The 19,913-nt window shown below is 64.6% G+C and carries 18 protein-coding genes; 13 read left to right on the top strand and 5 right to left on the bottom strand.

Annotated elements, in window-relative coordinates; all coding sequences use genetic code 11:
* Positions 1 to 89: 89 nt before the first annotated feature.
* A complete protein-coding gene (locus XalbCFBP2523_RS13935) occupies positions 90 to 1,715 on the bottom strand; it encodes a SulP family inorganic anion transporter (RefSeq protein WP_407071012.1) in 1,626 nt (541 codons plus the stop codon).
* 389 nt (positions 1,716 to 2,104) lie between these two features.
* On the opposite strand from XalbCFBP2523_RS13935, the gene XalbCFBP2523_RS13930 reads away from it, so the two are divergent.
* The 6 genes from XalbCFBP2523_RS13930 (at position 2,105) to XalbCFBP2523_RS13905 (ending at position 10,021) form a co-directional block, all read left to right on the top strand.
* Positions 2,105 to 2,935 (top strand): p-hydroxycinnamoyl CoA hydratase/lyase, encoded by an 831-nt coding sequence (locus XalbCFBP2523_RS13930; RefSeq protein ID WP_045766474.1) that lies wholly within the window; start codon positions 2,105 to 2,107, stop codon positions 2,933 to 2,935.
* 76 nt (positions 2,936 to 3,011) lie between these two features.
* Positions 3,012 to 4,874: a feruloyl-CoA synthase gene (locus tag XalbCFBP2523_RS13925; protein ID WP_045766852.1), complete on the top strand. Its 1,863-nt coding sequence runs from the start codon at positions 3,012 to 3,014 to the stop codon at positions 4,872 to 4,874.
* A 372-nt stretch (positions 4,875 to 5,246) separates the two neighbouring features.
* Positions 5,247 to 6,569 (top strand): spinster family MFS transporter, encoded by a 1,323-nt coding sequence (locus tag XalbCFBP2523_RS13920; protein ID WP_012917513.1) that lies wholly within the window; start codon positions 5,247 to 5,249, stop codon positions 6,567 to 6,569.
* Positions 6,570 to 6,710: 141 nt separating this feature from the next.
* On the top strand, positions 6,711 to 7,178 hold the full coding sequence (locus XalbCFBP2523_RS13915; RefSeq protein WP_045766851.1) for a MarR family winged helix-turn-helix transcriptional regulator: 468 nt from the start codon (positions 6,711 to 6,713) through the stop codon (positions 7,176 to 7,178).
* 185 nt (positions 7,179 to 7,363) lie between these two features.
* The gene (locus tag XalbCFBP2523_RS13910; RefSeq protein ID WP_052687966.1) at positions 7,364 to 8,377 is read left to right on the top strand and encodes a SphA family protein; all 1,014 of its coding nucleotides are present in this window, start codon (positions 7,364 to 7,366) and stop codon (positions 8,375 to 8,377) included.
* 168 nt (positions 8,378 to 8,545) lie between these two features.
* Positions 8,546 to 10,021 (top strand): benzaldehyde dehydrogenase, encoded by a 1,476-nt coding sequence (locus XalbCFBP2523_RS13905; RefSeq protein ID WP_045766472.1) that lies wholly within the window; start codon positions 8,546 to 8,548, stop codon positions 10,019 to 10,021.
* Between the two features lie 181 nt (positions 10,022 to 10,202).
* On the opposite strand, the gene XalbCFBP2523_RS13900 is transcribed toward XalbCFBP2523_RS13905, so the two are convergent.
* Positions 10,203 to 11,105, bottom strand: a complete 903-nt coding sequence (locus XalbCFBP2523_RS13900) for a helix-turn-helix domain-containing protein (protein ID WP_045766850.1) — start codon at positions 11,103 to 11,105, stop codon at positions 10,203 to 10,205.
* Positions 11,106 to 11,200: 95 nt separating this feature from the next.
* Here XalbCFBP2523_RS13900 and pobA point away from each other — a divergent pair, with 95 nt between their 5' ends.
* From pobA to XalbCFBP2523_RS13890, 3 genes are all read left to right on the top strand, one after another.
* Entirely contained in the window at positions 11,201 to 12,385 is a 1,185-nt protein-coding gene (gene pobA, locus XalbCFBP2523_RS13895; RefSeq protein WP_045766471.1) for a 4-hydroxybenzoate 3-monooxygenase, read from the top strand.
* A 112-nt stretch (positions 12,386 to 12,497) separates the two neighbouring features.
* Entirely contained in the window at positions 12,498 to 12,635 is a 138-nt protein-coding gene (locus tag XalbCFBP2523_RS16605) for a hypothetical protein (RefSeq protein ID WP_155393864.1), read from the top strand.
* Positions 12,636 to 12,781: 146 nt separating this feature from the next.
* A complete protein-coding gene (locus XalbCFBP2523_RS13890) occupies positions 12,782 to 13,273 on the top strand; it encodes a nuclear transport factor 2 family protein (RefSeq protein WP_407071011.1) in 492 nt (163 codons plus the stop codon).
* Between the two features lie 69 nt (positions 13,274 to 13,342).
* Here the strand turns inward: XalbCFBP2523_RS13890 and XalbCFBP2523_RS13885 are convergent, their stop codons facing one another.
* Genes XalbCFBP2523_RS13885 through XalbCFBP2523_RS13875 form a run of 3 tightly spaced genes read right to left on the bottom strand, consistent with a single transcriptional unit; the run spans position 13,343 to position 16,232 of the window.
* Positions 13,343 to 14,326 carry a PDR/VanB family oxidoreductase gene (locus XalbCFBP2523_RS13885; RefSeq protein ID WP_045766469.1) on the bottom strand — a complete coding sequence of 328 codons (984 nt, stop codon included), beginning with the start codon at positions 14,324 to 14,326 and terminating at the stop codon, positions 13,343 to 13,345.
* A gap of 54 nt (positions 14,327 to 14,380) precedes the next feature.
* Positions 14,381 to 15,130 (bottom strand): GntR family transcriptional regulator, encoded by a 750-nt coding sequence (locus XalbCFBP2523_RS13880; protein ID WP_045766468.1) that lies wholly within the window; start codon positions 15,128 to 15,130, stop codon positions 14,381 to 14,383.
* 25 nt (positions 15,131 to 15,155) lie between these two features.
* Entirely contained in the window at positions 15,156 to 16,232 is a 1,077-nt protein-coding gene (locus tag XalbCFBP2523_RS13875) for an aromatic ring-hydroxylating dioxygenase subunit alpha (protein WP_045757759.1), read from the bottom strand.
* 330 nt (positions 16,233 to 16,562) lie between these two features.
* Here XalbCFBP2523_RS13875 and XalbCFBP2523_RS13870 point away from each other — a divergent pair, with 330 nt between their 5' ends.
* The 4 genes from XalbCFBP2523_RS13870 (at position 16,563) to pcaH (ending at position 19,910) form a co-directional block, all read left to right on the top strand.
* On the top strand, positions 16,563 to 17,252 hold the full coding sequence (locus XalbCFBP2523_RS13870; protein ID WP_045764800.1) for a 3-oxoacid CoA-transferase subunit A: 690 nt from the start codon (positions 16,563 to 16,565) through the stop codon (positions 17,250 to 17,252).
* Positions 17,249 to 17,911, top strand: a complete 663-nt coding sequence (locus XalbCFBP2523_RS13865; RefSeq protein WP_045766849.1) for a 3-oxoacid CoA-transferase subunit B — start codon at positions 17,249 to 17,251, stop codon at positions 17,909 to 17,911. Before XalbCFBP2523_RS13870 ends, XalbCFBP2523_RS13865 begins: the two co-directional genes overlap by 4 nt.
* Positions 17,908 to 19,116 carry a 3-oxoadipyl-CoA thiolase gene (pcaF, locus tag XalbCFBP2523_RS13860; protein WP_045766467.1) on the top strand — a complete coding sequence of 403 codons (1,209 nt, stop codon included), beginning with the start codon at positions 17,908 to 17,910 and terminating at the stop codon, positions 19,114 to 19,116. The genes XalbCFBP2523_RS13865 and pcaF overlap by 4 nt, the downstream gene beginning before the upstream one ends.
* 74 nt (positions 19,117 to 19,190) lie before the next feature.
* A complete protein-coding gene (gene pcaH / locus XalbCFBP2523_RS13855; protein WP_045766466.1) occupies positions 19,191 to 19,910 on the top strand; it encodes a protocatechuate 3,4-dioxygenase subunit beta in 720 nt (239 codons plus the stop codon).
* The last annotated feature ends 3 nt before the right edge of the window (positions 19,911 to 19,913 follow it).

The raw sequence follows: 19,913 nt of genomic DNA, 5'->3' as shown, positions 1-19,913 counted from the left end.
ACTGCCGGCATGACCGCGCACTGAGGTGACAGCGCAGTGCCGCGAGCCGTCTGCGCCGGGCCGGGGCGCAGACGCGTTCGGACCCCGCTTCAGTGGAGCGGGACGGTCTGTGCGTCATCGCGGTGGTGGATGCCCAGCCGTCCGACCATCGTCGCGCTGGCCGGATTCAGTCCCACCACCTGCACCTGCGCACCGTGGCGGCGGAACTTCAGCACCACCTTGTCCAGTGCGCCGATCGCACTGATGTCCCATATATGCGCGTGCGACAGGTCCAGGGTGACCTGCGCCGGCGCATGGGCGAAATCGAACGCATTGGCGAAGCCGGCGGCGGATGCGAAGAACAGCTGGCCGCGGATGCGGTAGGTGTGGCTGCCATCGGCGTCTTCGGTTCTCTCGATGTCGAGCATCCGCTCGACCTTGCGCGCGAAGAACAGTGCAGATAGCAAGACGCCGGTGAGGACGCCACGCGCCAGGTCGTGGGTGGCCACGGTCACCGCGACGGTGCCCAGCATCACCACGCTGGAACTGGTCGGGTGCGTGCGCAGTTGCGCCAGCGAGCGCCAGCTGAAGGTGCCGATCGAGACCATGATCATCACCGCCACCAGGGCGGCCATCGGAATCCGCCGCACCCACGCGCCAGCGAATACCACCAACAGCAACAACACGCTGCCGGCAACCAATGCGGACAGGCGCCCGCGCCCGCCGGATTTCACGTTGATCACCGATTGCCCGATCATCGCGCAGCCGGCCATGCCGCCGATCAGCCCGCTCATGAGGTTGGCCGTGCCCTGGCCGATGCACTCGCGGTTCTTGTCGCTGGGGGTGTCGGTCATGTCGTCGACGATCTGCGCGGTCATCATCGATTCGAGCAGGCCGACCACCGCCATCGTTGCCGACACTGGGAACACGATCTTCAGTGTCTCCAGCGTCCACGGCACGGCCGGCAGCAGAAAGGTCGGCAGGCTGTCGGGCAATTGGCCCTTGTCGCCGACGGTGGGGACATGGATGCCGAAATACAATGAAAGCCCGGTCAACAGCACGATGGCGACCAGCGGGGGCGGTAACGCCAGGGTGCGTGTCCAGCGGTGGCCTAGCAGCAGCACCGCCGTCCCGATTCCCGCCACCGGCAGCAGGGTCCTGGCAGCGAGACTGCCCGCGGTGAGCGCAGCGCCCAACACCAGCAGCCACAAGCCGATACCGGGGAAGCTGCGCTGCGACAGCCACGGCAGGCCGTAGATCAACAGCAATCCCAGTGCGACCAGCGGATAGACCGGCACCGGCACGCCGATCAATTCGGGCAGCTGTGCCATGAAGATCAGGATCGCCAGCGCATTGACGAAGCCGGTGATCACCGAGCGCGAGACAAAGCGCATCAATGCGCCGAGCTTGAGCAACCCGGCCAGGATCTGCAGTACGCCGGTCAATAGCGTCGCGGCCAGTAGATAAGGCAGGCCATGCTGCTTGACCAGGCCGACCATCAACAACGCCATCGCGCCGGTGGCGGCGGAAATCATGCCCGGGCGCCCGCCGGCGAAGGCGATGGTCACGCAGATGCAGAACGCGGCATACAGCCCGACCTTGGGGTCCACCCCGGCGATGATCGAGAACGCGATCGCCTCCGGAATCAGCGCCAAGGCCACGACCAAACCGGCGAGCACGTCGCCACGGAGATTGCCGCACCATTGCTGGCGTAGCGAAGGATACAGTTTCACGATACACACTCCTGCCGCCGCCCCTGCGGCGGGACGACGCGATTCACGAAGGAAAGCCAGCAACCCGAGGCCTGCCGCAAGGGGCAAGCCGGTGTGGAGTGCGAGGGTCAGGGTGGCGTCATGGTGGGGCGCAAAGAACCGAACATGCGCAGGGAAGATGCGCGGGGGAGCAGTATAAAACACACACGCCGGGAGTGTTGCGCGGGTGTGGTGGCGACTTGCGCGGCGCGCGCGATCATCCCCGTTCACGATGAACGCGCGGCATGATCGGTACGAACAGCGCGTCTGCTAGCCGGGCATGCTGCCATTCCATGCTGCGGTGCAGCTTGCGCCAAAATAATGATGATCTATAACTATTATTGAAACNCGTCACCTCCCCCGCAGGCATGTCCATGAGCAACTACCAAGACCGCTGGCAGACCGTCCAGGTCCAGATCGACGCAGGTGTCGCCTGGGTCACGTTGAATCGTCCCGAAAAGCGCAACGCGATGAGTCCGACGCTCAATCGCGAGATGATCGACGTGCTGGAGACGCTGGAACTGGACAGCGCCGCGGAAGTCCTGGTGTTGACCGGTGCCGGCGAGTCGTGGTCGGCCGGCATGGACCTGAAGGAATACTTCCGCGAGACCGACGGCAAGGAAGAGATTGTGCAGGAGCGCATGCGTCGCGACTGCTCGCAGTGGCAGTGGCGCTTGCTGCGTTTCTACAGCAAGCCGACCATCGCGGCGGTCAACGGATGGTGCTTCGGTGGCGCGTTCTCGCCGCTGGTGGCCTGCGATCTGGCCATCGCGGCGGACGAAGCGGTGTTCGGATTATCGGAAATCAACTGGGGCATCCCGCCGGGCAACCTGGTGAGCAAGGCCGTCGCCGATACCATGGGACACCGCAACGCGATGCTGTACATCATGACCGGCCGCACCTTTACCGGGACCGAGGCCGCGCAGATGGGGCTGGTCAACGCCAGCGTGCCGCGTGCGCAACTGCGTGCGGAGGTGACCAAGCTGGCACAGGAACTACAGCAGAAAAATCCGGTAGTGCTGCGTTTCGCCAAGCACGGTTTCAAGCGTTGCCGCGAGCTGACCTGGGAGCAGAACGAGGATTACCTCTACGCCAAGGTCGACCAGTCCAACCACCGCGATCCGGAGAAGGGTCGTCAGCAAGGGCTGAAGCAATTCCTCGACGATAAAACCATCAAGCCCGGGTTGCAGACTTACAAGCGCTGACCCTGGCCGCAGCGCGGTGACGTGCCGTCGCCGCGATGCCCGTCACCATGCCGTTTCCCTGTTCCGGATGGTTTCGATGATCTCTGCACAGCACGATGCACCTGTCGCCCGCTATCGTCCGGTCGGGCTCAGCCATGCCGATACCGAAGTTTATCGCGATGCCAATGGCGTGTTGCGCATGCGTGCCCGCGAGCCGCTGGCGCCGCTGCCGCGGCATCTGCTGCTGCGCTTGCAGCACTGGGCGCAACACACGCCCGAAACGACCTTCGTGGCCCAGCGTGGCGAAGATGGACATTGGCGGGGCCTGAGCTATGCGCAGATGCTCGAGCGCACCCGCTGTATCGCGGCGCATCTGCTGGACATGGGGCTGTCGGCGCAGCGTCCGTTGGCGATCCTGTCCGGCAACGATCTGGAACATCTGCAACTGGCGTTCGCGGCGATGTATGCCGGCATTCCGTATTGTCCGGTGTCTCCCGGTTACGCGTTGCTTTCGCGCGATTTCGCCAAACTGCGGCACGTCGCGCAGGTGCTGCGGCCGGGGCTGCTGTTCGCCAGCGACGGTGCGGCATTCGCGACCGCCATCGCGGCCGTGTTCCCCACGGATGTGCCTGTGGTGTGCGTGCGTGGCATGGTGAGCGACCGTGCGTGCGTGCGCTTCGAAGAGATGCTGGCGCCACGCCCCCTGGTCGCGGCCGATGCCGCATTTGCCGCCACCGGCCCAGAGAGCATCGCCAAATTTTTGTTCACGTCCGGCTCCACGTTGTTGCCGAAAGCGGTGATCACCACGCAACGCATGCTGTGCGCGAATCAGCAGATGTTGCTGCAGACGTTCCCGGTGCTAGGCGAAACACCGGTGTTGGTCGATTGGTTGCCGTGGAACCATACGTTCGGCGGCAGCCACAATATCGGCATCGCGTTATACAACGGTGGCAGCTTCTATATCGACGATGGCAAGCCGACCCCGGCATTGTTCGCGCAGACCCTGCGCAACCTGCGCGAGATCGCGCCCACGGTGTATCTGAGCGTGCCGCGCGGCTGGGAACAATTGGCGCAGGCGCTGGAACAGGATCCGGCACTGCGCGAGACGTTCCTGTCGCGCATGCGTATGTTCTTCTTTGCCGCCGCCGCCTTGTCGCAAGACATCTGGGACCGTCTGGAGCGTATTGCCGAGGCGCATTGCGGCGAACGCATCCGCATGCTTGCCGGTCTGGGCATGACCGAATGCGCGCCGTCGTGCACCTTCACCCACGGCACCAGTAACACACCCGGCGAGGTCGGCGTGCCGGCACCGGGCTGCGAGGTCAAGTTGGTCCCGGTGGGCGACAAGCTGGAAGCGCGCTTCCGTGGCCCGCACGTGATGCCCGGCTATTGGAACGCACCGCAGCAGACGGCCGAGGCGTTCGACGAGGAAGGCTTCTACTGTTCCGGCGATGCACTCAAGCTGATCGATCCGCAGTATCCCGAACGCGGCTTATTGTTCGACGGGCGTCTGGCAGAGGACTTCAAGCTATCCTCTGGCGTATTTGTCAGCGTCGGTCCGTTGCGCACGCGCGTGCTGATGGAAGGCGCCGCATACGTGCAGGATGTGGTGGTGACTGGGGCCGACCGCGGCGACATCGGCCTGTTGCTGTTCCCGCGCCTGGACGCGTTGCAGGCTCTGGCCGGGTTGCCATCAGCGGCGGAGGCGGCGCAGCTTTTGCAAGCTGCGCCGGTGCGTGCCTGGCTGCAAAATCTACTCGCGGTGCTCAACCGCAGCGCCACCGGTAACGCCAGCCGCATCGCCCGCGCGGCGTGGCTGGAACAGCCGCCGAACCTGGAAGCCGGCGAGATCACCGACAAGGGCTCGATCAACCAGCGCAACGTATTGCGCACCCGCGCCGTGTTGGTGGACCAGTTGTACACCGGTGCTGCACCAGGCGCGGTCGAGGCGCCGACGTGATGCGATAACGCGTTGGCCTGTGTGCCGACGGTGCGAAATTGCCGTCAGCGCTGCGACCGTACTGCTCCACTGGCTTCGAGACTTGGGAGGGGATCGATGACTGTATTTCATCCGCGCGTTCACCCTACGCCAGGCAGACGCGGTTTGGCCGTGCCGAGGAGCGTCGGTTCCGGCCAGGCCGATGTCCAATCCAGGGCTGTGCAAAGGCAGCGGTTGGCCGGCCATGAAGATGGCGCTGACGCCAGCCTGTATATGGACCTGCATTCCAGCCAGGCCGGTGCATTCCTGCGCGATGCATGTCGTTATGTCCGCGACGACGTCTGCCCACGCTCGTCCTGACCTTGCGCTTCTGAGCCGCCACGGAGCAGTCCCATGCACGATTCATTGCCATCGCCGACGCCGTACCGTCCGCTGTACGCCTGGTACGTGACCGTGGTGTTGTTGCTGGCCTACACCCTGTCCTTCGTCGATCGGCAGATCCTGGGGCTCTTGGTACAACCGATCAAACGCGATTTGCTGCTGTCGGACGCGCAATTCAGTCTGGTCCACGGCCTTGCTTTCGCGGTGTTCTATACCTTGATCGGGGTGTCCCTGGGGCGCGTCGCCGACCGCCACAACCGGCGCAACCTGATCGTGCTGGGCATCGTGGTGTGGATCGTGGCGACGGCGGCTGGCGCCTACGTCACCAGCTTTTTCACCCTGTTCATGGCGCGGGTGTTCGTCGGTGTCGGCGAGGCGGCACTATCGCCAGCGGCGTATTCGATGCTGGCCGATTACTTCCCGCCGCAGCGGCGGGCCAGGGCGATGAGCGTATACACCTCCGGCGTGTACATCGGCTCGGCGACAGCGTTCATCGTCGGTGGCCTGGTGATCGCGGCGACCAGCAAGCAGAGCCTGGTCGTCTTCCCGTTACTGGGCAGCTTCCGGCCGTGGCAGGCGGCGTTCCTCCTGGTGGCGCTGCCGGGCTTGGCGGCGATCGCCTTGATGGCCACGGTGCGCGAGCCACTGCGACGCGAGCAAGCCATGGCGACGCCAAGTGCGCGTCCGGACCTGGCGCATCTGCGCGACAACGCGCGGATCTACATCGCGTTGTTCTTGGCTAACGGCGTGATCGCGATGGTGACCTTCGGCATCACCGCCTGGCTACCGGCGACCTTCATCCGTCGGTGGGGATGGACGCCCGGTGAAATCGGTCCGGCGTATGGGCTCATCATCCTGACCTTCGGCATCGCCGGCATGCTGTTCAGCGGCTTCCTCGGCGATCGTCTAATGGTGCGTGGACACCGCGATGTGGTGCTGCGGATTTCGCTGATCGGCGCGCTGTTGCTGAGTGTCAGCAGCGGGCTGTTCGCGTTCGCGTCAGGGCCGTGGATGGCGCTGGCGGCGATCGCGCTGACCACATTCTTGCTGGGCATGCCGGTGGCGTTAGCCCCGGCGATCCTGCAGGCGGTCACGCCGAACCGTTTGCGTGGCCAGGTCACCTCGATCTATCTGCTGTTGGTCAATTTGATCGGATTGGGATTGGGCCCTTATGTGGTGGCGTTAGGCACCGACTACGTGCTCGTCGACGAGCGTCAGGTCGGCTTGTCGCTGGGCGTGGTGTGCATGGGGGCGGCGCTGCTTGGCGCGCTGTGCCTGTGGTACGCGGCTGCGCCTTACCGGGCGTTGCTACGGCGTGTGGATCCGGCGTTATGAAGATACGCGGCGGTGTCCTTACAATGCAGCGGCGATGGCGTTGTCGGCCAGTGCCAGTGGAAGCTGCGTGCGCATGCGCCGTGGCGTTGTCGCAAGATACCCTTTGCAGGAAGCGCCGTGCGCTCGAAACCGATTCCCGAGATATCCAACAGCACGCTGTCCGCCGACGCGAACACGGTGGACAGTGTGGATCAGCGCCGTCTGACCAGCCTACTCGGCTACCGCATCACCCGCAGCGAGTTGCAGGTGCGGCGTCTGTTTCAAGAGTGCGTGCGTGGCTTCGATCTGAAGCCGGTGGATTATTCGCTGCTGGTGTTGGTGGATGCCAATCCCGCCATTCACCAACGGCAACTGGGCGAGGTGCTGAACGTCTCGCCGCCGAACCTGGCCATCGTGGTCGCGCGTCTGGTCAAGCGGCGTTTGCTGCGTCAGGTGCGTGGACGTCAGGATCGGCGCATGCAGCATCTGCACCTGACCGCGTCCGGCAGCGCGCTGCTGGCGCAGGCCGAGGTCGAAGTGGTACGCATGGAGCAGCAACTCGTCAGTGCGCTTGGCATGAATCAGGCGCGTGCATTGTTGCGGGCACTCGACCGGCTGGAGGCGCTCTAGCCGCTATATGCGTGGCCGGTGCCAGCTTGCGGCCGCGCCGCTGCTTTCTCGATTTCCGTGTTGTATTCAGCGTGATCGTGGCGTGCGCCGCCGTGCGATCACCGTGCCGCGCTGACGTCAACGTTGGCCCGCTTCACCATTCCCCCCGCCCCATGCCGTATCCACTTTGCCTGGAGTGCATGTCCATGAATCGTTCCCGCACGCGTTTCCCGTTGCCTTCGCGCATTCGCCAGCGGCTGTCGGTGCTGGCTCTGCTGTCCATCGTCCATGCGGCGCCAGCGGCGGCGCAATCCGTGCCGCAGAGCGCCACCCTGCCGACCGGCCTGGACACCGGCGGCACCAGCTTCTTCGATGGCTTCACCAGCACCAAACCGGGCTGGGCGGCGATTCAATACCTGCGACGCTACGACTTCGATGCAATCAAGGACGCGCACGGCGATGACGTGTCGGTGTTCCGCGATCCACACATCGGCTCATCGGTCTGGATTACTCAGGTGGTTTACGTCAGTGGCTACAAGATGTTCGGTGGTGCGTTGGGTTTCAACGCGTTGGCGGCGCTGGTCGATTTGGATGCGTCTTTCGCGCGCAACAGTCCGATGGCACTGCGCGCCAATGGGGTCGGTCTCGGCGACCTCACGATCGGCCCGTATTTGCAGATGGATCCGGTGATCCGCGATGGCCGCCCGGTGTTTTCGCAACGTTTCGAGCTGGATGCATTGGTGCCGATCGGCACATTCGACCAGCATCGCGACATCAACCAGGGATCGGGTTACTGGTCGGTGTTGCCGAATTGGGCTTTCAGCATCCTGCCGACGCCGCGCTGGGAAATCAGCGGGCGTCTGAATTACATCTACAACTTCCGTGCGGACAAGGCGTCGAACGTGCCGCAGTTCGGTGGTTTCGTCTTCCACAACGGCCAGGCGGGCGATGCGGTGTGGCTCAACTTCGCCAGCTCGCTGGAATTGGTGAAGGATCTGCACATCGGTATCAATGGCTATTACTTGAAGCAACTGCGCGACAACCGGACCAACGACCTGCGTGTGGCCGATAGCAAGCAGACGCAGTTCTACCTCGGGCCCGGATTATCGTGGAGGATCGACCACCACAACATTTTCAATGCCAATTTCTACATGCCGGTGGAGGTGAAGAATGCACCCTCCGGCGATAACGTCAATTTTCAGTACGTACATGTGTTTTGATGCCACGCCGCGTAAGCAAACCGCGTTGCCATGCAGTGGCGCGACAAGACCCGGTTCGCCACTGCTGTCGTCTCGGGCATCGGTATCGAAGGCGTGGGTCTGAGTGACGGTTTGGTGGTCACAGCGATCTGAGCCAAGTGTTTCTTCCATTCGATGAGAGCATATTCGATGAACAGTACCCATAGCGATGCGCTGGCATCGTCCACTCGCTGGAGTGGACGTATCTTCAATGGCGAGTGGATCGCCGCCCAGGGCGGCACGCTCGAAGTGATCGAACCAGGCAGCGGCAAGCCGCTGCACCACGCTGGCCACGCGAATGTCGCGGATGTGGCGGCGGCGGTGGCGCAGGCGCGCGTCGCGCAACGTCAATGGGCCGCTCTCGCACCGCGCGAGCGCGCGGCAGTCTTCCACCGCGCCGCGCACTTGTTGCAGCAGCAGGCAGAGGTCGCGGCGAAGCTAGTCGCGCGCGAGACCGGTGGCATTTTGCCCAAGGGCGAACACGAAGTGCGCGAAGCGATCCTGCTCTTTCAGCAGGCAGCGGCGATGCCGCTACAGGCGCAAGGCCAGTTGCTGCCGAGCGCACCGGGGCGGGTAAGCCTTGCCCGGCGTCTGCCGTTGGGCGTGGTCGGCGTGATTTCCCCGTTCAATTTCCCATTGATTCTGTCGCTGCGCTCGGTTGCGCCGGCCTTGGCTGTCGGCAACGCGGTGATCCTCAAGCCCGATTCGCGCACACCGTATACCGGCGGCTTCCTCATCGCCGAGGTGTTGCAGTTGGCGGGTTTGCCGAAGGGCCTGCTGCACGTGTTGCCGGGTGGCGCCGAGGTGGGTCAGGCATTGATCGAGGCGCCGGGCGTGCCGATGATTGCCTTCACCGGCTCCACCGCCACCGGCCGCCGCATCGGCGAGTTGGCGGGCAAGCATTTGAAGAAGGTCGCACTGGAACTGGGCGGTAAGAATTCGCTGATCGTGTTGGAAGATGCCGAGCTCGACAAAGCTGTCTCGGCGATTGCGTTCGGTGCCTACTTCCATCAGGGCCAGATTTGCATGGCGACCAGCCGTGTGCTGGTCCAGCGCAGCATCGCCGCCGAACTGACCCGGCGCCTGGCCGAAAAAGCGCGGCATCTGCCGGTGGGCGATCCGGCGACCGCGCATGTCGCGCTCGGGCCGCTCATCGATGCGCGCCAGTTGCAGCACGTCAAGGACGTGGTCGATGCGTCGGTCGCCGCTGGCGCCGTGCTTGAGGCGGGTGGAACGCACGACGGGTTGTTCTATGCGCCAACCGTGTTGTCGAATGTGCGGCCTGGTATGCGTGCGTTCGAGGAAGAGGTATTCGGCCCCGTCGCCAATGTGATCGCCTTCGACACCGACGACGAAGCGGTCGCGCTGGCCAACCAGACCGACTACGGCCTGTCGGCTGGCATCCTCTCCGCTTCTGTCGGCCGGGCGATGGCGCTGGGTGAGCGCTTGAACACCGGCATTTTGCACATCAACGACCAGACTGTGGCCGACGAGGTCATCAATCCGTTTGGTGGCACCGGCGCTTCCGGCAACGGCACCAGCATGGGCGGTCCGGCCGACTGGAGCCAATACACGCACTGGCAGTGGGTGACGATCCGCGACAGCACGCCACCGTATCCATTCTGATCCGGCATCCTGCGCTGCCGGTGCCTGCCTCGGCAGCGCAGTCATGCGATGGTGTGTGGATGCGCTTGTGCAACACGGTGCGGCGAGCGCTCGCATCGCATTGGGAAAGCCGCGTCATGGGCGGGACGACTGCTATCGCCCCGAGTCCGAACACGGATCCTCAGAATCCATCAGCGGTTTCTTACATGCCCTGCTTTTGTTGTGTGCGCTGGCGGAATTGAACTGGCGAGCAGCCGGCGTGGCGGCTGAAACAGCGGCTGAAATAGGCGGCGTCGGCATAACCGAGCATGGCGGCGATTTGTTGCACGGTCATGGTCGTGTACACCAGGCTGCGCCGCGCTTCCAGTATGATGCGTCGCTGCAACAACTGCAGCGCCGAGGCGCCTGCCAGGCGTCTGCACAGTGCATTGAGATGACTGCTGCTCAACCCCAATCGGTCGGCGTAGCGGGATAGCGGCCAATGTTCGCGGTAATGCGCGTCGATCAGTGCGGCGTATGCACGCACGTGGCGTGCGCCGCGATCGGCGTCGTGTGCGTCCGTGTGCTTGTGTGTCAGCGCACCGCGCGCGGCCCACAGTAGCGCTTGCGTCGCCAGCGCCTGTAGCATCGGCTCGCGTCCGGGGCGATGTTGCGGGTACTCGGTTGCGATTGCAGCGAAGCACGCATCCAGCATCGCGTGCTGCTCGCCGGCGACAAGGCACAACGGTTGTGCCAGCGTTTCGTCCAAGCTGGGCCATTGTGCCGCCAGGTGCTGCCACAGTGGCGCAGACAACGTCACGATATGACCGCGCACGTTGCGCTGGAAGCGGAAGCCATGCACGCACAGCGGCGGCAACAGTAGCAGACAGGGGCCGCACAGGCGTTGCGGAGTGCCGTCCAGATGCACCTTGGCGCTGCCGCGCTGCAGATAAAGCAATTGCAACAGGTCGTCGTGGCGGTGCGGACGGATATGCCAATCGTGCAGATGGCTGCGCGCGGCGATGGATTCCCAGTGCAACAGGTCGGGAGTTTCGCGGTCGTCGGTTTCCCCATACAGGCGAAACGCGGGCACAGCGGGCGCTGGCGAGGTGGTGGTGCGAGGCATCGTCGGAAAGTACAGGAATTGGTCGCGATGATCCATGTTCTTGTGGCGTCGAAACGGAAACACTGGGAGACAGGCACAAACGCTGCGGAGGTCCTATGCGTACCCAGGTCGCGATCGTCGGCGCCGGTCCTGCTGGCTTGTTGCTCGGCCAGTTGTTGCACAGCCATGGCATCGACAACGTCATCCTCGAACGTCATACCGAGGAACATGTGCTGTCGAGGATCCGCGCCGGTGTGCTGGAGCAGGGAACCGCCGACTTGCTGTGCGCCGCAGGCGCCGGCGCGCGCATGCAGCGCGAAGGCATCATCCATCATGGTTTCGAGCTGGCGCTGGAGCAGCGCCGCGAACGCATCGAGCTGAGTGCGGCCACCGGTGGCCGCGCGGTGACCATCTATGGTCAGACCGAAGTCACCCGCGACCTGATGGAGGCGCGGCAGGCCGTCGGCGCGATCAGCGTCTACGAGGCGCAGGACGTGCAACTGCACGACATCGCCGGGCCACGGCCATGGCTGAGTTTCGTCCAGCATGGCGCCGCGCAGCGGCTGGATTGCGAATACGTGGTTGGCTGCGACGGTTTCCATGGTGTCAGTCGTCAGGCGATCCCCGACGAGGTGCTGCGGGTCTACGAACGGGTGTATCCATTCGGTTGGCTCGGGGTGTTGGCGGACACGCCGCCAGCCTGCGAGGAATTGATTTATGCGCGCCATACCAGAGGCTTCGCGCTGTGCAGCATGCGTTCGCACACGCGCTCGCGCTATTACGTGCAAGTCCCGTCGGAGGAGCGCGTGGAGAATTGGTCGGATCAACGTTTCTGGGACGAATTGCGGCGACGCTTGCCCGATGATGTCGCCCAGGCCATCGTCATCGGGCCATCCTTGGAGAAGAGCATCGCACCGTTGCGAAGTTTCGTCGCCGAACCGCTGCAATATGGGCGTCTGTTTCTAGCCGGCGATGCGGCGCATATCGTGCCGCCGACCGGCGCCAAGGGCCTGAATCTGGCCGCCGGCGATGTGGGCTTGCTTGCGCATCTGTTCGTGCAAGCGCAGCAGGAAAACAGCCCGGCCCCATTGCAACGCTATTCCGAATTGGCCTTGCAGCGGATCTGGAAAGCCGAGCGCTTTTCCTGGTGGATGACCACGATGCTGCACCAATTTCCCGACGAGGATGCCTTCAGCCGACACCTGCACGATGCCGAACTGGACTATCTGCTCGGCAGCGCCGCAGGCCGTGCCACCATTGCCGAAAACTACGCTGGCTTGCCGCTGGCCGTACCTGCGTAGCCCACGCACCGTGCTTACATCGTGTTGCCCATGCGCTGCGGGATGACACGATGCGATGCGCGTGTACCTCGCATACGTTCATGATCGTCATGCTGGGTGGCTGCGATAGATCGTGAAAATTGTCATTGCAGAAGGGCGGTTTTCTCGCGTGGCCGCAGATGTGTGCGGTGCAGAAAATTGCGTAAATGCGATGACCATTTCTGATGTTTTGGTAATTGTGGCGTCTCTCCCATCGCAGCAAAAAACCTGAGAAATTTCCCCAATTCATCCGGTATCCGGCTCTTTTCTGCTGGCGAACATTGCTACGCTGCGACCGCGCCATAGCCATTGGTCGTCCGCGCACATCGCAGCGATCGCACGGCCCGCGCACCATTGCCTATTTTCTCCGGAGAGTTAATCGTGAAGATTCGCGTTCAGATGTATCTGCTGGCTTTGCTGCTTGCGCTTCCCGCCGTGTCCGCGTTCGCGCAGACGGCCGTCACCGCCAACCCCAATCACGCACAACTGCTGCAGGGTCAGGATTGGTGCACTACCGCCAACAAGCGTCTGGTCTACGATTTTTGGAGGATCGTGTTCGAGGCGGGACATACCGAGTACGCTCCGCAGTACATGGCGAAGGATTACATCCAGCACAATCCGAACGTGGCCAATGGGCGCGATGCGTTCCTGGCGTTCCTGACGTCTTTCGTGAAGCCGCAGCCGATCCAGCCACGGGTGCAATTGCCGCTGGTGGCGATTCTGGCCGAAGGCGACCACGTGACCCTGGTGTCGGTGCGCACGCTGCCCGATCCCAAGGATGCGAGCAAGACCTACACGACCACTTGGTTCGATATGTTCCGCATCCAGAACGGTAAGATTCAGGAGCATTGGGACGCGGCGACCAAGTGATCTGCACCTGATCCAGCGGTCATCCCATGGCGTCGTCCGCTGTGGCGGGCGGCGTCGAATCTTTGCATTTCAGAATGCGTCGGCGCGGTAGCCGGTGTCGATGCGGATGCGTCCACCGAGCGCGCGCGAAACACAAGCGCATAGCTTGTGGTTGTCGCGGTGCTGTTCCTCGCTCAGGAACACGTCGCGGTGATCCAGCGGCGAGGTGCTGTCCAGGACATCGACCACGCACAGTCCGCATTCGCCACGCTGACAGTCGGCCATCACCTCCACGCCCGCCGCGCTCAGCGCGTCCAGCAGCGATTGGTGCGCGCCGACCTGCACGGTCTTGCCCATGGTGGGGATCTCCACCTCGAACCCCTGCGCCGGTGCATGCCCACTGTTGCCGAAGGTTTCGAAGTGCAGGCGCGCGCGCGCGCGACCATCTTCCCGCCAGCGCTGCCGCAGTTCGTCCAACAGCGGCAGCGGCCCGCACGCATAGACGTCTGCGCCGCGCGGCCACTGCGCGATTTGCGTGGCCAGTTCGAGTCGGCCCAGGTGCTCGGGACAGAACACCTTCAGGCGTTCGCCGAGTAACGCCTGCAATGGTTCCAAGTAGGCCATGGTGGCTTGGCTGCGCCCGGCATAGAGCAGCTGGAAGGGGAGCGGGCTGCGTGCCAGACGCTGCGCCATGCCCAGGATAGGGGTGATGCCGATGCCGCCGGCGATCAGCACGATGTGCTCGGCGTTCTCGTCCAGGGCGAACTGGTTGTTTGGCGCGGAAATCTCCACTTGGTCGCCCACCGCCAGCGCCCACATCGCACGCGAGCCGCCACGGCTACCGGCGACCGCGCGCACCGCGATGCGGTAATGTCCATCGGCGGCGGGTTCGCCGACCAGCGAGTAGGAGCGCACGTCGGGGGTGTCGCCGATATGCACGCGCACGTCGATGTGGCTGCCGACAGTGAAATGCCGGCCAGCGCTGCCAGGATCGAACTTGATCTCGCGCACCTCCTGACAAGGCGTGGTAACGGCGACGATGCGAGCGGTGTTCCATTGGGAGTCTTTGCGCATGGTGGATTCCGACGATCGGGAAGGGGTGGGCAGGCGCTGCGTTAGTGGGGCACTTCAGGCGCGCAGGCGGTACCCGAGCAAGCGGTTGCCTTGCATCTGGTCGAGTGTGTCGTGCTCGTGTAGGGCTTGATGGAGATTGTGTTGCGCCAGCCGTGCGTGTTCGCGCATCAGGGCTTCGGCGCGCGTGCCCTGGCGGCGCTGGATCGCGTCTAGGACCTGGCGATGCTGTTCCTGAGCGAGGCGCAAAATCTGCGCGGCGCGGTTGCGGTTCAGCACGAAACTGCTGGCCGAGGCGAACGGCAGTTGCGCGATTCGTGCGCATTCGCGTGTCAGCAGTGGGCTGTCGGCCATCTCGATCAGCAGGGCATGCAAGCGTTCGTTGCAGCTCACGTAGCTGGCGAAATCCTCTTCGCGTAACGTCGTCGTCGCCAGTGTCTGGTCGATCCGCGTCAACACCGCTTGTGCCTGCGTCATTAGGGCCGGATCCACGCCGCGTTCGGCGGCCAGGCGTGCGGCCAGGCCTTCCAGAGTGCCGCGCAGTTCGATGGCATCGTCGACGTCGCGCTCGCCGAACGCCTGCACCGCATAGCCACCGCCGGGCAATGGCTGGACCAGGCCCTCCTCGGCCAGCCGTTGCAACGCCGCGCGCACCGGCGTGCGCGAGGCGCCCAGGCGTTCCACCAGGGCGATTTCGGATAAGCGTTCGTTCGCGGCCAGATCGCCGGCTAGGATCAGTTCGCGCAGTGCGAGCAGAACCCGGGTGGTTTGCGCGGCGCTGGAGCGGAAGGGATGCGTGGTGGACATGGGGCGTTCTCAGTCTCTGGTGGGTTCAGCCGACCATGCGCAGGTGCAGCGCGTGCGCGCGTTGCTCGGCGGCGACCATGCGCTCGATGAGGCGCCGCGCCCACATCCCGCCGGCATCCACATTGAGGTTGTAGAACACGTGGTCCGGGTGCGCGTCGATCGCGCGCTGCTGCGCCTCCAGCACCACCTCATCCTCGCCGAACACGCCGGTGACGCCGTCGCGCAGGCGGGTGGTGATCGATTGCTCGTGCAGCGAGTGGTTGCGCACGAAGGCCCAGAAATAGTGGCAGCTACGCTCGGTTTCCGGGGTGACGGTGTTGAGCACGTAGCCATTGACGCCGCGCGAGCGGTCGCCCTGTGGCGCGCCGCTGCCAGCCACCGCCACGCCGACGTCGATGGCGATGGTGCAGGGCGCCTCGAAGCGGATGATCTGCCAGCGGTCCACCTTGCCGCGGTAGCCGTGCGCATGCTCGAGCTGCCAAGCCCAGAACGGTGGCGGATCGATCTCCAGCATCCAACGCGACACCACCACGCTGCGTTCGCCGTGGACGACGTCGAATGGCGCCTCGGCGACTTCGTCCTGGCCGATGCTGGAGCCGTGCACGAAGGTTTCGTGGGTCAGGTCCATCAGGTTGTCCAGGACCAGCCGGTAGTCGCACTGGATCGCGATGGTGCGGCCATCGCCGGCCCAGCCGGGATCGTCGTTCCAATGTAGGTCCGGCACCAGCGCCGGATCGGCCAGTGCGGCATCGCCAGGCCACACCCACACGTAGCGGTGCCGTTCCACCGTCGGGAAACGGCGCACGCAGGCGGCGGGATTGATGGTGTCCTGCGATGGCATGTGCACGCAGCGTCCGTTGGCGTCGTAGGCCAGGCCGTGATAACCGCAGACCACGTCGTCGCCGCGCAGCCGGCCCATCGACAGCGGCACCAATCGGTGCCAACAGGCATCTTCGAGCGCGGCGACGTGACCGCTGCTGGTGCGGTACAGGACGATCTCCAAGTTGCAGATTTTGCGCGCAAGCAGCGCGTGTTTGACTTCGTGGTCCCAGGCGATGGCGTACCACGCGTTGAGCGGAAATGCCGGAATGGGCTGGCCCATGGCGAACTCCTTGAAGTTGTATACAACAGGCGTGCGGGGGGCGTTGCGTGTTGTCTGCGTCCTGTCGGGAATTTGCGGCGGGCGCAGCACCGTCGATGCAATGGGACGGCGTCCAATGTATACATCAACGGCATTTGCCGGCCCAGGGGTGGGCATGAAATTTTGTTCGTTTATCGAACTTTATATCCGATTATCGGATTGACCGCCGCCGAGCGGCATCCTACCGTGGGATCCGGATCGATCAGGAGCCGGCGTTGTGGCAAGTCTTTTCCGGATGCATTGGTGTGTCTATCCGCAGCATTGGCGAGCCGTCACCGCTGGAGCGTGACGATGATCGACAAGACCTTGGCCTCGTGCGGCGCAGCAGTGGCCGACATCCACGACGGGGCGACGGTGATGATCGGTGGCTTCGGCACCGCCGGCATGCCGGAAGCGCTGATCGACGCGCTGATCGCGCAGGGTGCGCGCGAACTGATTATCGTCAACAACAATGCCGGCAACGGCGAGACGGGCCTGGCCGCGCTGATCAAGCATCGGCGCGTGCGCAAGATCGTCTGTTCGTTCCCGCGCCAGAGCGACTCACAGCATTTCGACAGCGCTTATCGTGCTGGCGAACTGGAACTGGAGTTGGTGCCGCAGGGCAATCTGGCCGCGCGTATCCACGCCGCCGGCAACGGCCTGGGGGCGATCTTCACTCCCACCGGCTACGGCACCGCGCTGGCCGCCGGCAAGGAGACGCGCGAGATCGACGGCCGCCACTACGTGCTGGAGTATCCGATCCGCGCCGACTTCGCGCTGATCAAAGCGCAGTACGGCGATCGCTGGGGCAACCTGGTCTACCGCAAGACCGCGCGCAACTTTGGCCCACTGATGGCAATGGCGGCCGATTGCACGATCGCGCAGGTGGAGCGCGTGGTGGAGTTGGGCGATCTGGATCCGGAAGCGGTGATTACCCCGAGCATTTTCGTGCAACGACTGGTGGCGGTGGCGACCAGGCAGGAGGGCGTATGCACGCCATGAGCGGTCGTGGCCTGGATCGCAATGCGCTGGCCGCGCGCGTGGCGCGCGACATTCCCGAAGGCGCCTACGTCAACCTCGGCATCGGTCTGCCGACGGCGGTGGCCAACTTCCTGCCGGCGGACAAGGACATCTTCCTGCACAGCGAGAACGGCGTCCTCGGCATGGGTCCGGCGCCGCCGCCAGGGCAAGAAGATCCGGACCTGATTAATGCCGGCAAGCAGCCGGTGACGTTGCTGATCGGTGGCTGTTATTTCCACCACGCCGATTCGTTCGCGATGATGCGCAGTGGTCGCTTGGATGTATGCGTGCTGGGTGCGTTCCAAGTCTCGGTGCATGGCGATCTGGCCAACTGGAGCACCGGCGAGGCCGATGCGATCCCCGCAGTCGGCGGCGCGATGGACCTGGCCATCGGCGCCAAACAGGTCTACGTCATGATGGAACTCATGAACAAGCGCGGGGAAAGCAAACTGGTGGCCGAATGCAGCTATCCGTTGACCGGGCTGCGGTGCGTGTCGCGGGTGTATACCGATCTGGGCGTGTTCGCGCTCGGCCCGGCCGGTGCCACGGTGCTCGAACTGGTCGATGGGGTGAGTCTGGACGACCTGCGTCAGGCCACCGGTCTGGCGTTGAACCTGGCCCCGTTGACGGCGGTCGCATGAGCGAAGCCTACATCATCGATGGGATCCGTACCCCGATTGGCCGCTATGGTGGCGCGTTGGCTGGCGTGCGCGCCGACGATCTCGGCGCACTACCGCTGCAAGCGCTGCTGGCGCGGCAGCCGCAGCTGGATCCGGCCTGCATCGACGAGGTGTACCTCGGCTGCGCCAACCAGGCTGGCGAGGATAATCGCAATGTCGCACGCATGAGCCTGCTGCTGGCTGGGCTGCCGTGCAGCGTGCCTGGTTGCACCGTCAACCGCCTGTGCGGCTCGGGCCTGGACGCCGTCGGCACGGTGGCGCGCGCGCTGCGCGCCGGCGAACTGGGCTTGGCGATCGCTGGCGGGGTCGAGTCGATGTCGCGTGCGCCATGGGTGATGGGCAAGGCCGATAGTGCCTTCGCCCGCAACCAGCAGATCGAGGACAGCACCATGGGCTGGCGCTTCGTCAACCCGCGCATGCGCGCACGCTACGGTGTGGCACTGATGGGCGAGACCGCCGAAAACGTGGCTGCGCGCCACGGTATCTGCCGCGAAGACCAGGACGCGTTCGCGCTGCGCAGCCAGCAGCGCGCCGCGGCCGCGCAGGCGGCGGGATTCTTCGACGAGGAAATCGTCGCGGTCGATGTGCCGGGCGCCAAACGCGGCGAGACGGTCACGGTGTCGCGTGACGAGCATCCGCGTGCGGACACCACCGCCGAGGCGCTGGCCAGGCTGGCGCCGTTGTTCCGTCAGCCCGGCAGCGTCACCGCCGGTAACGCCTCGGGCATCAACGACGGGGCTGCTGCGTTGTTGCTGGCGACGCCGACCCGGGCCCGCGAACTGGGGCTGACGCCGCGCGCGCGCGTGCTCGGCTTCGCCAGCGCTGGCGTGGAACCGGACTATATGGGCATGGGCCCGGTGCCGGCGACGCAGGCCTTGCTGGTACGGCTGGGCCTGCGCCTGGAGCAGTTCGACGCCATCGAACTGAACGAGGCTTTCGCCGCGCAGGCGCTGGCGTGCACGCGCGCGCTGGGCCTGGACGACGCGGCGCCGCACGTCAACGCCAATGGTGGCGCGATCGCACTCGGCCATCCGCTGGGCATGAGCGGCGCGCGCCTGGCACTGACCCTGCTACGCCAGTTGGAGGCCAGCGGTAGCAAGCGTGGCCTGGCCGCCATGTGCGTCGGCGTCGGCCAGGGCGTGGCGCTGGCGATCGAGCGACTGTAGCCGGCTGCGCGTGCGGACCTGCATGATCCACTTCCAGTCAACCGGCTCCGCCTGGAGCCCGCGAGAATACGACGATGCACGACGATTCCCCGATTGATCCCTTGCTCGGCTACCGTCGCCCGTACCCGGGCACGCAACCGGCCTATCGGCATCCGCCTTATGCCTCCACCGTCAGCCGTGGCCCGACCCGCGACCCGATCATGATCGCGGTGACGCTGTCCGAAGCCACCGGCCCCACGCTGGACCGGATCACCTTGGGCGCGCACGCCGCCGACCTCACCGCCGGATTCCCGGGCGCGCCGCTGGGCGAGCGCATCAGCGTCGGTGGGTGTGTCCTCGACGAGAACGGCAAACCGGTGTGCAATCGCGTGGTCGAAGTCTGGCAGTGCAATGCGGCCGGCCGCTATCTGCATGATGGCGACCGCCACGATGCGCCGCTGGACCCCAACTTCACCGGCACCGGCCAGGTGCTGACCGACGCGCATGGTCGCTACCGCTTTACCACCATCAAGCCGGGCGCGTATCCGTGGCGCAACCACTACAACGCCTGGCGCCCGGCGCACATCCATTTTTCGCTGCACGGCGACGGCATCGGCCAGCGTCTGGTCACCCAGATGTACTTCCCTGGCGACCCGCTGCTGGCCTACGACCCGATTTTCAACTGCGTGGACGACCCCAAAGCGCGCGAGCGCATGGTGTCCGCGTTCGATTGGGAACACGCGGCCAACGAGTATGCGTTGGCCTACCGTTTCGACATCGTCCTGCGCGGACGCAAACAGACCCCTTGGGAGTAAGCG

Source organism: Xanthomonas albilineans, from assembly GCF_002939705.1.
Lineage (GTDB): Bacteria > Pseudomonadota > Gammaproteobacteria > Xanthomonadales > Xanthomonadaceae > Xanthomonas_A > Xanthomonas_A albilineans.
Note: the sequence above shows the minus strand (reverse complement) of the source record. Positions and strands in the feature narration are given on the sequence as shown.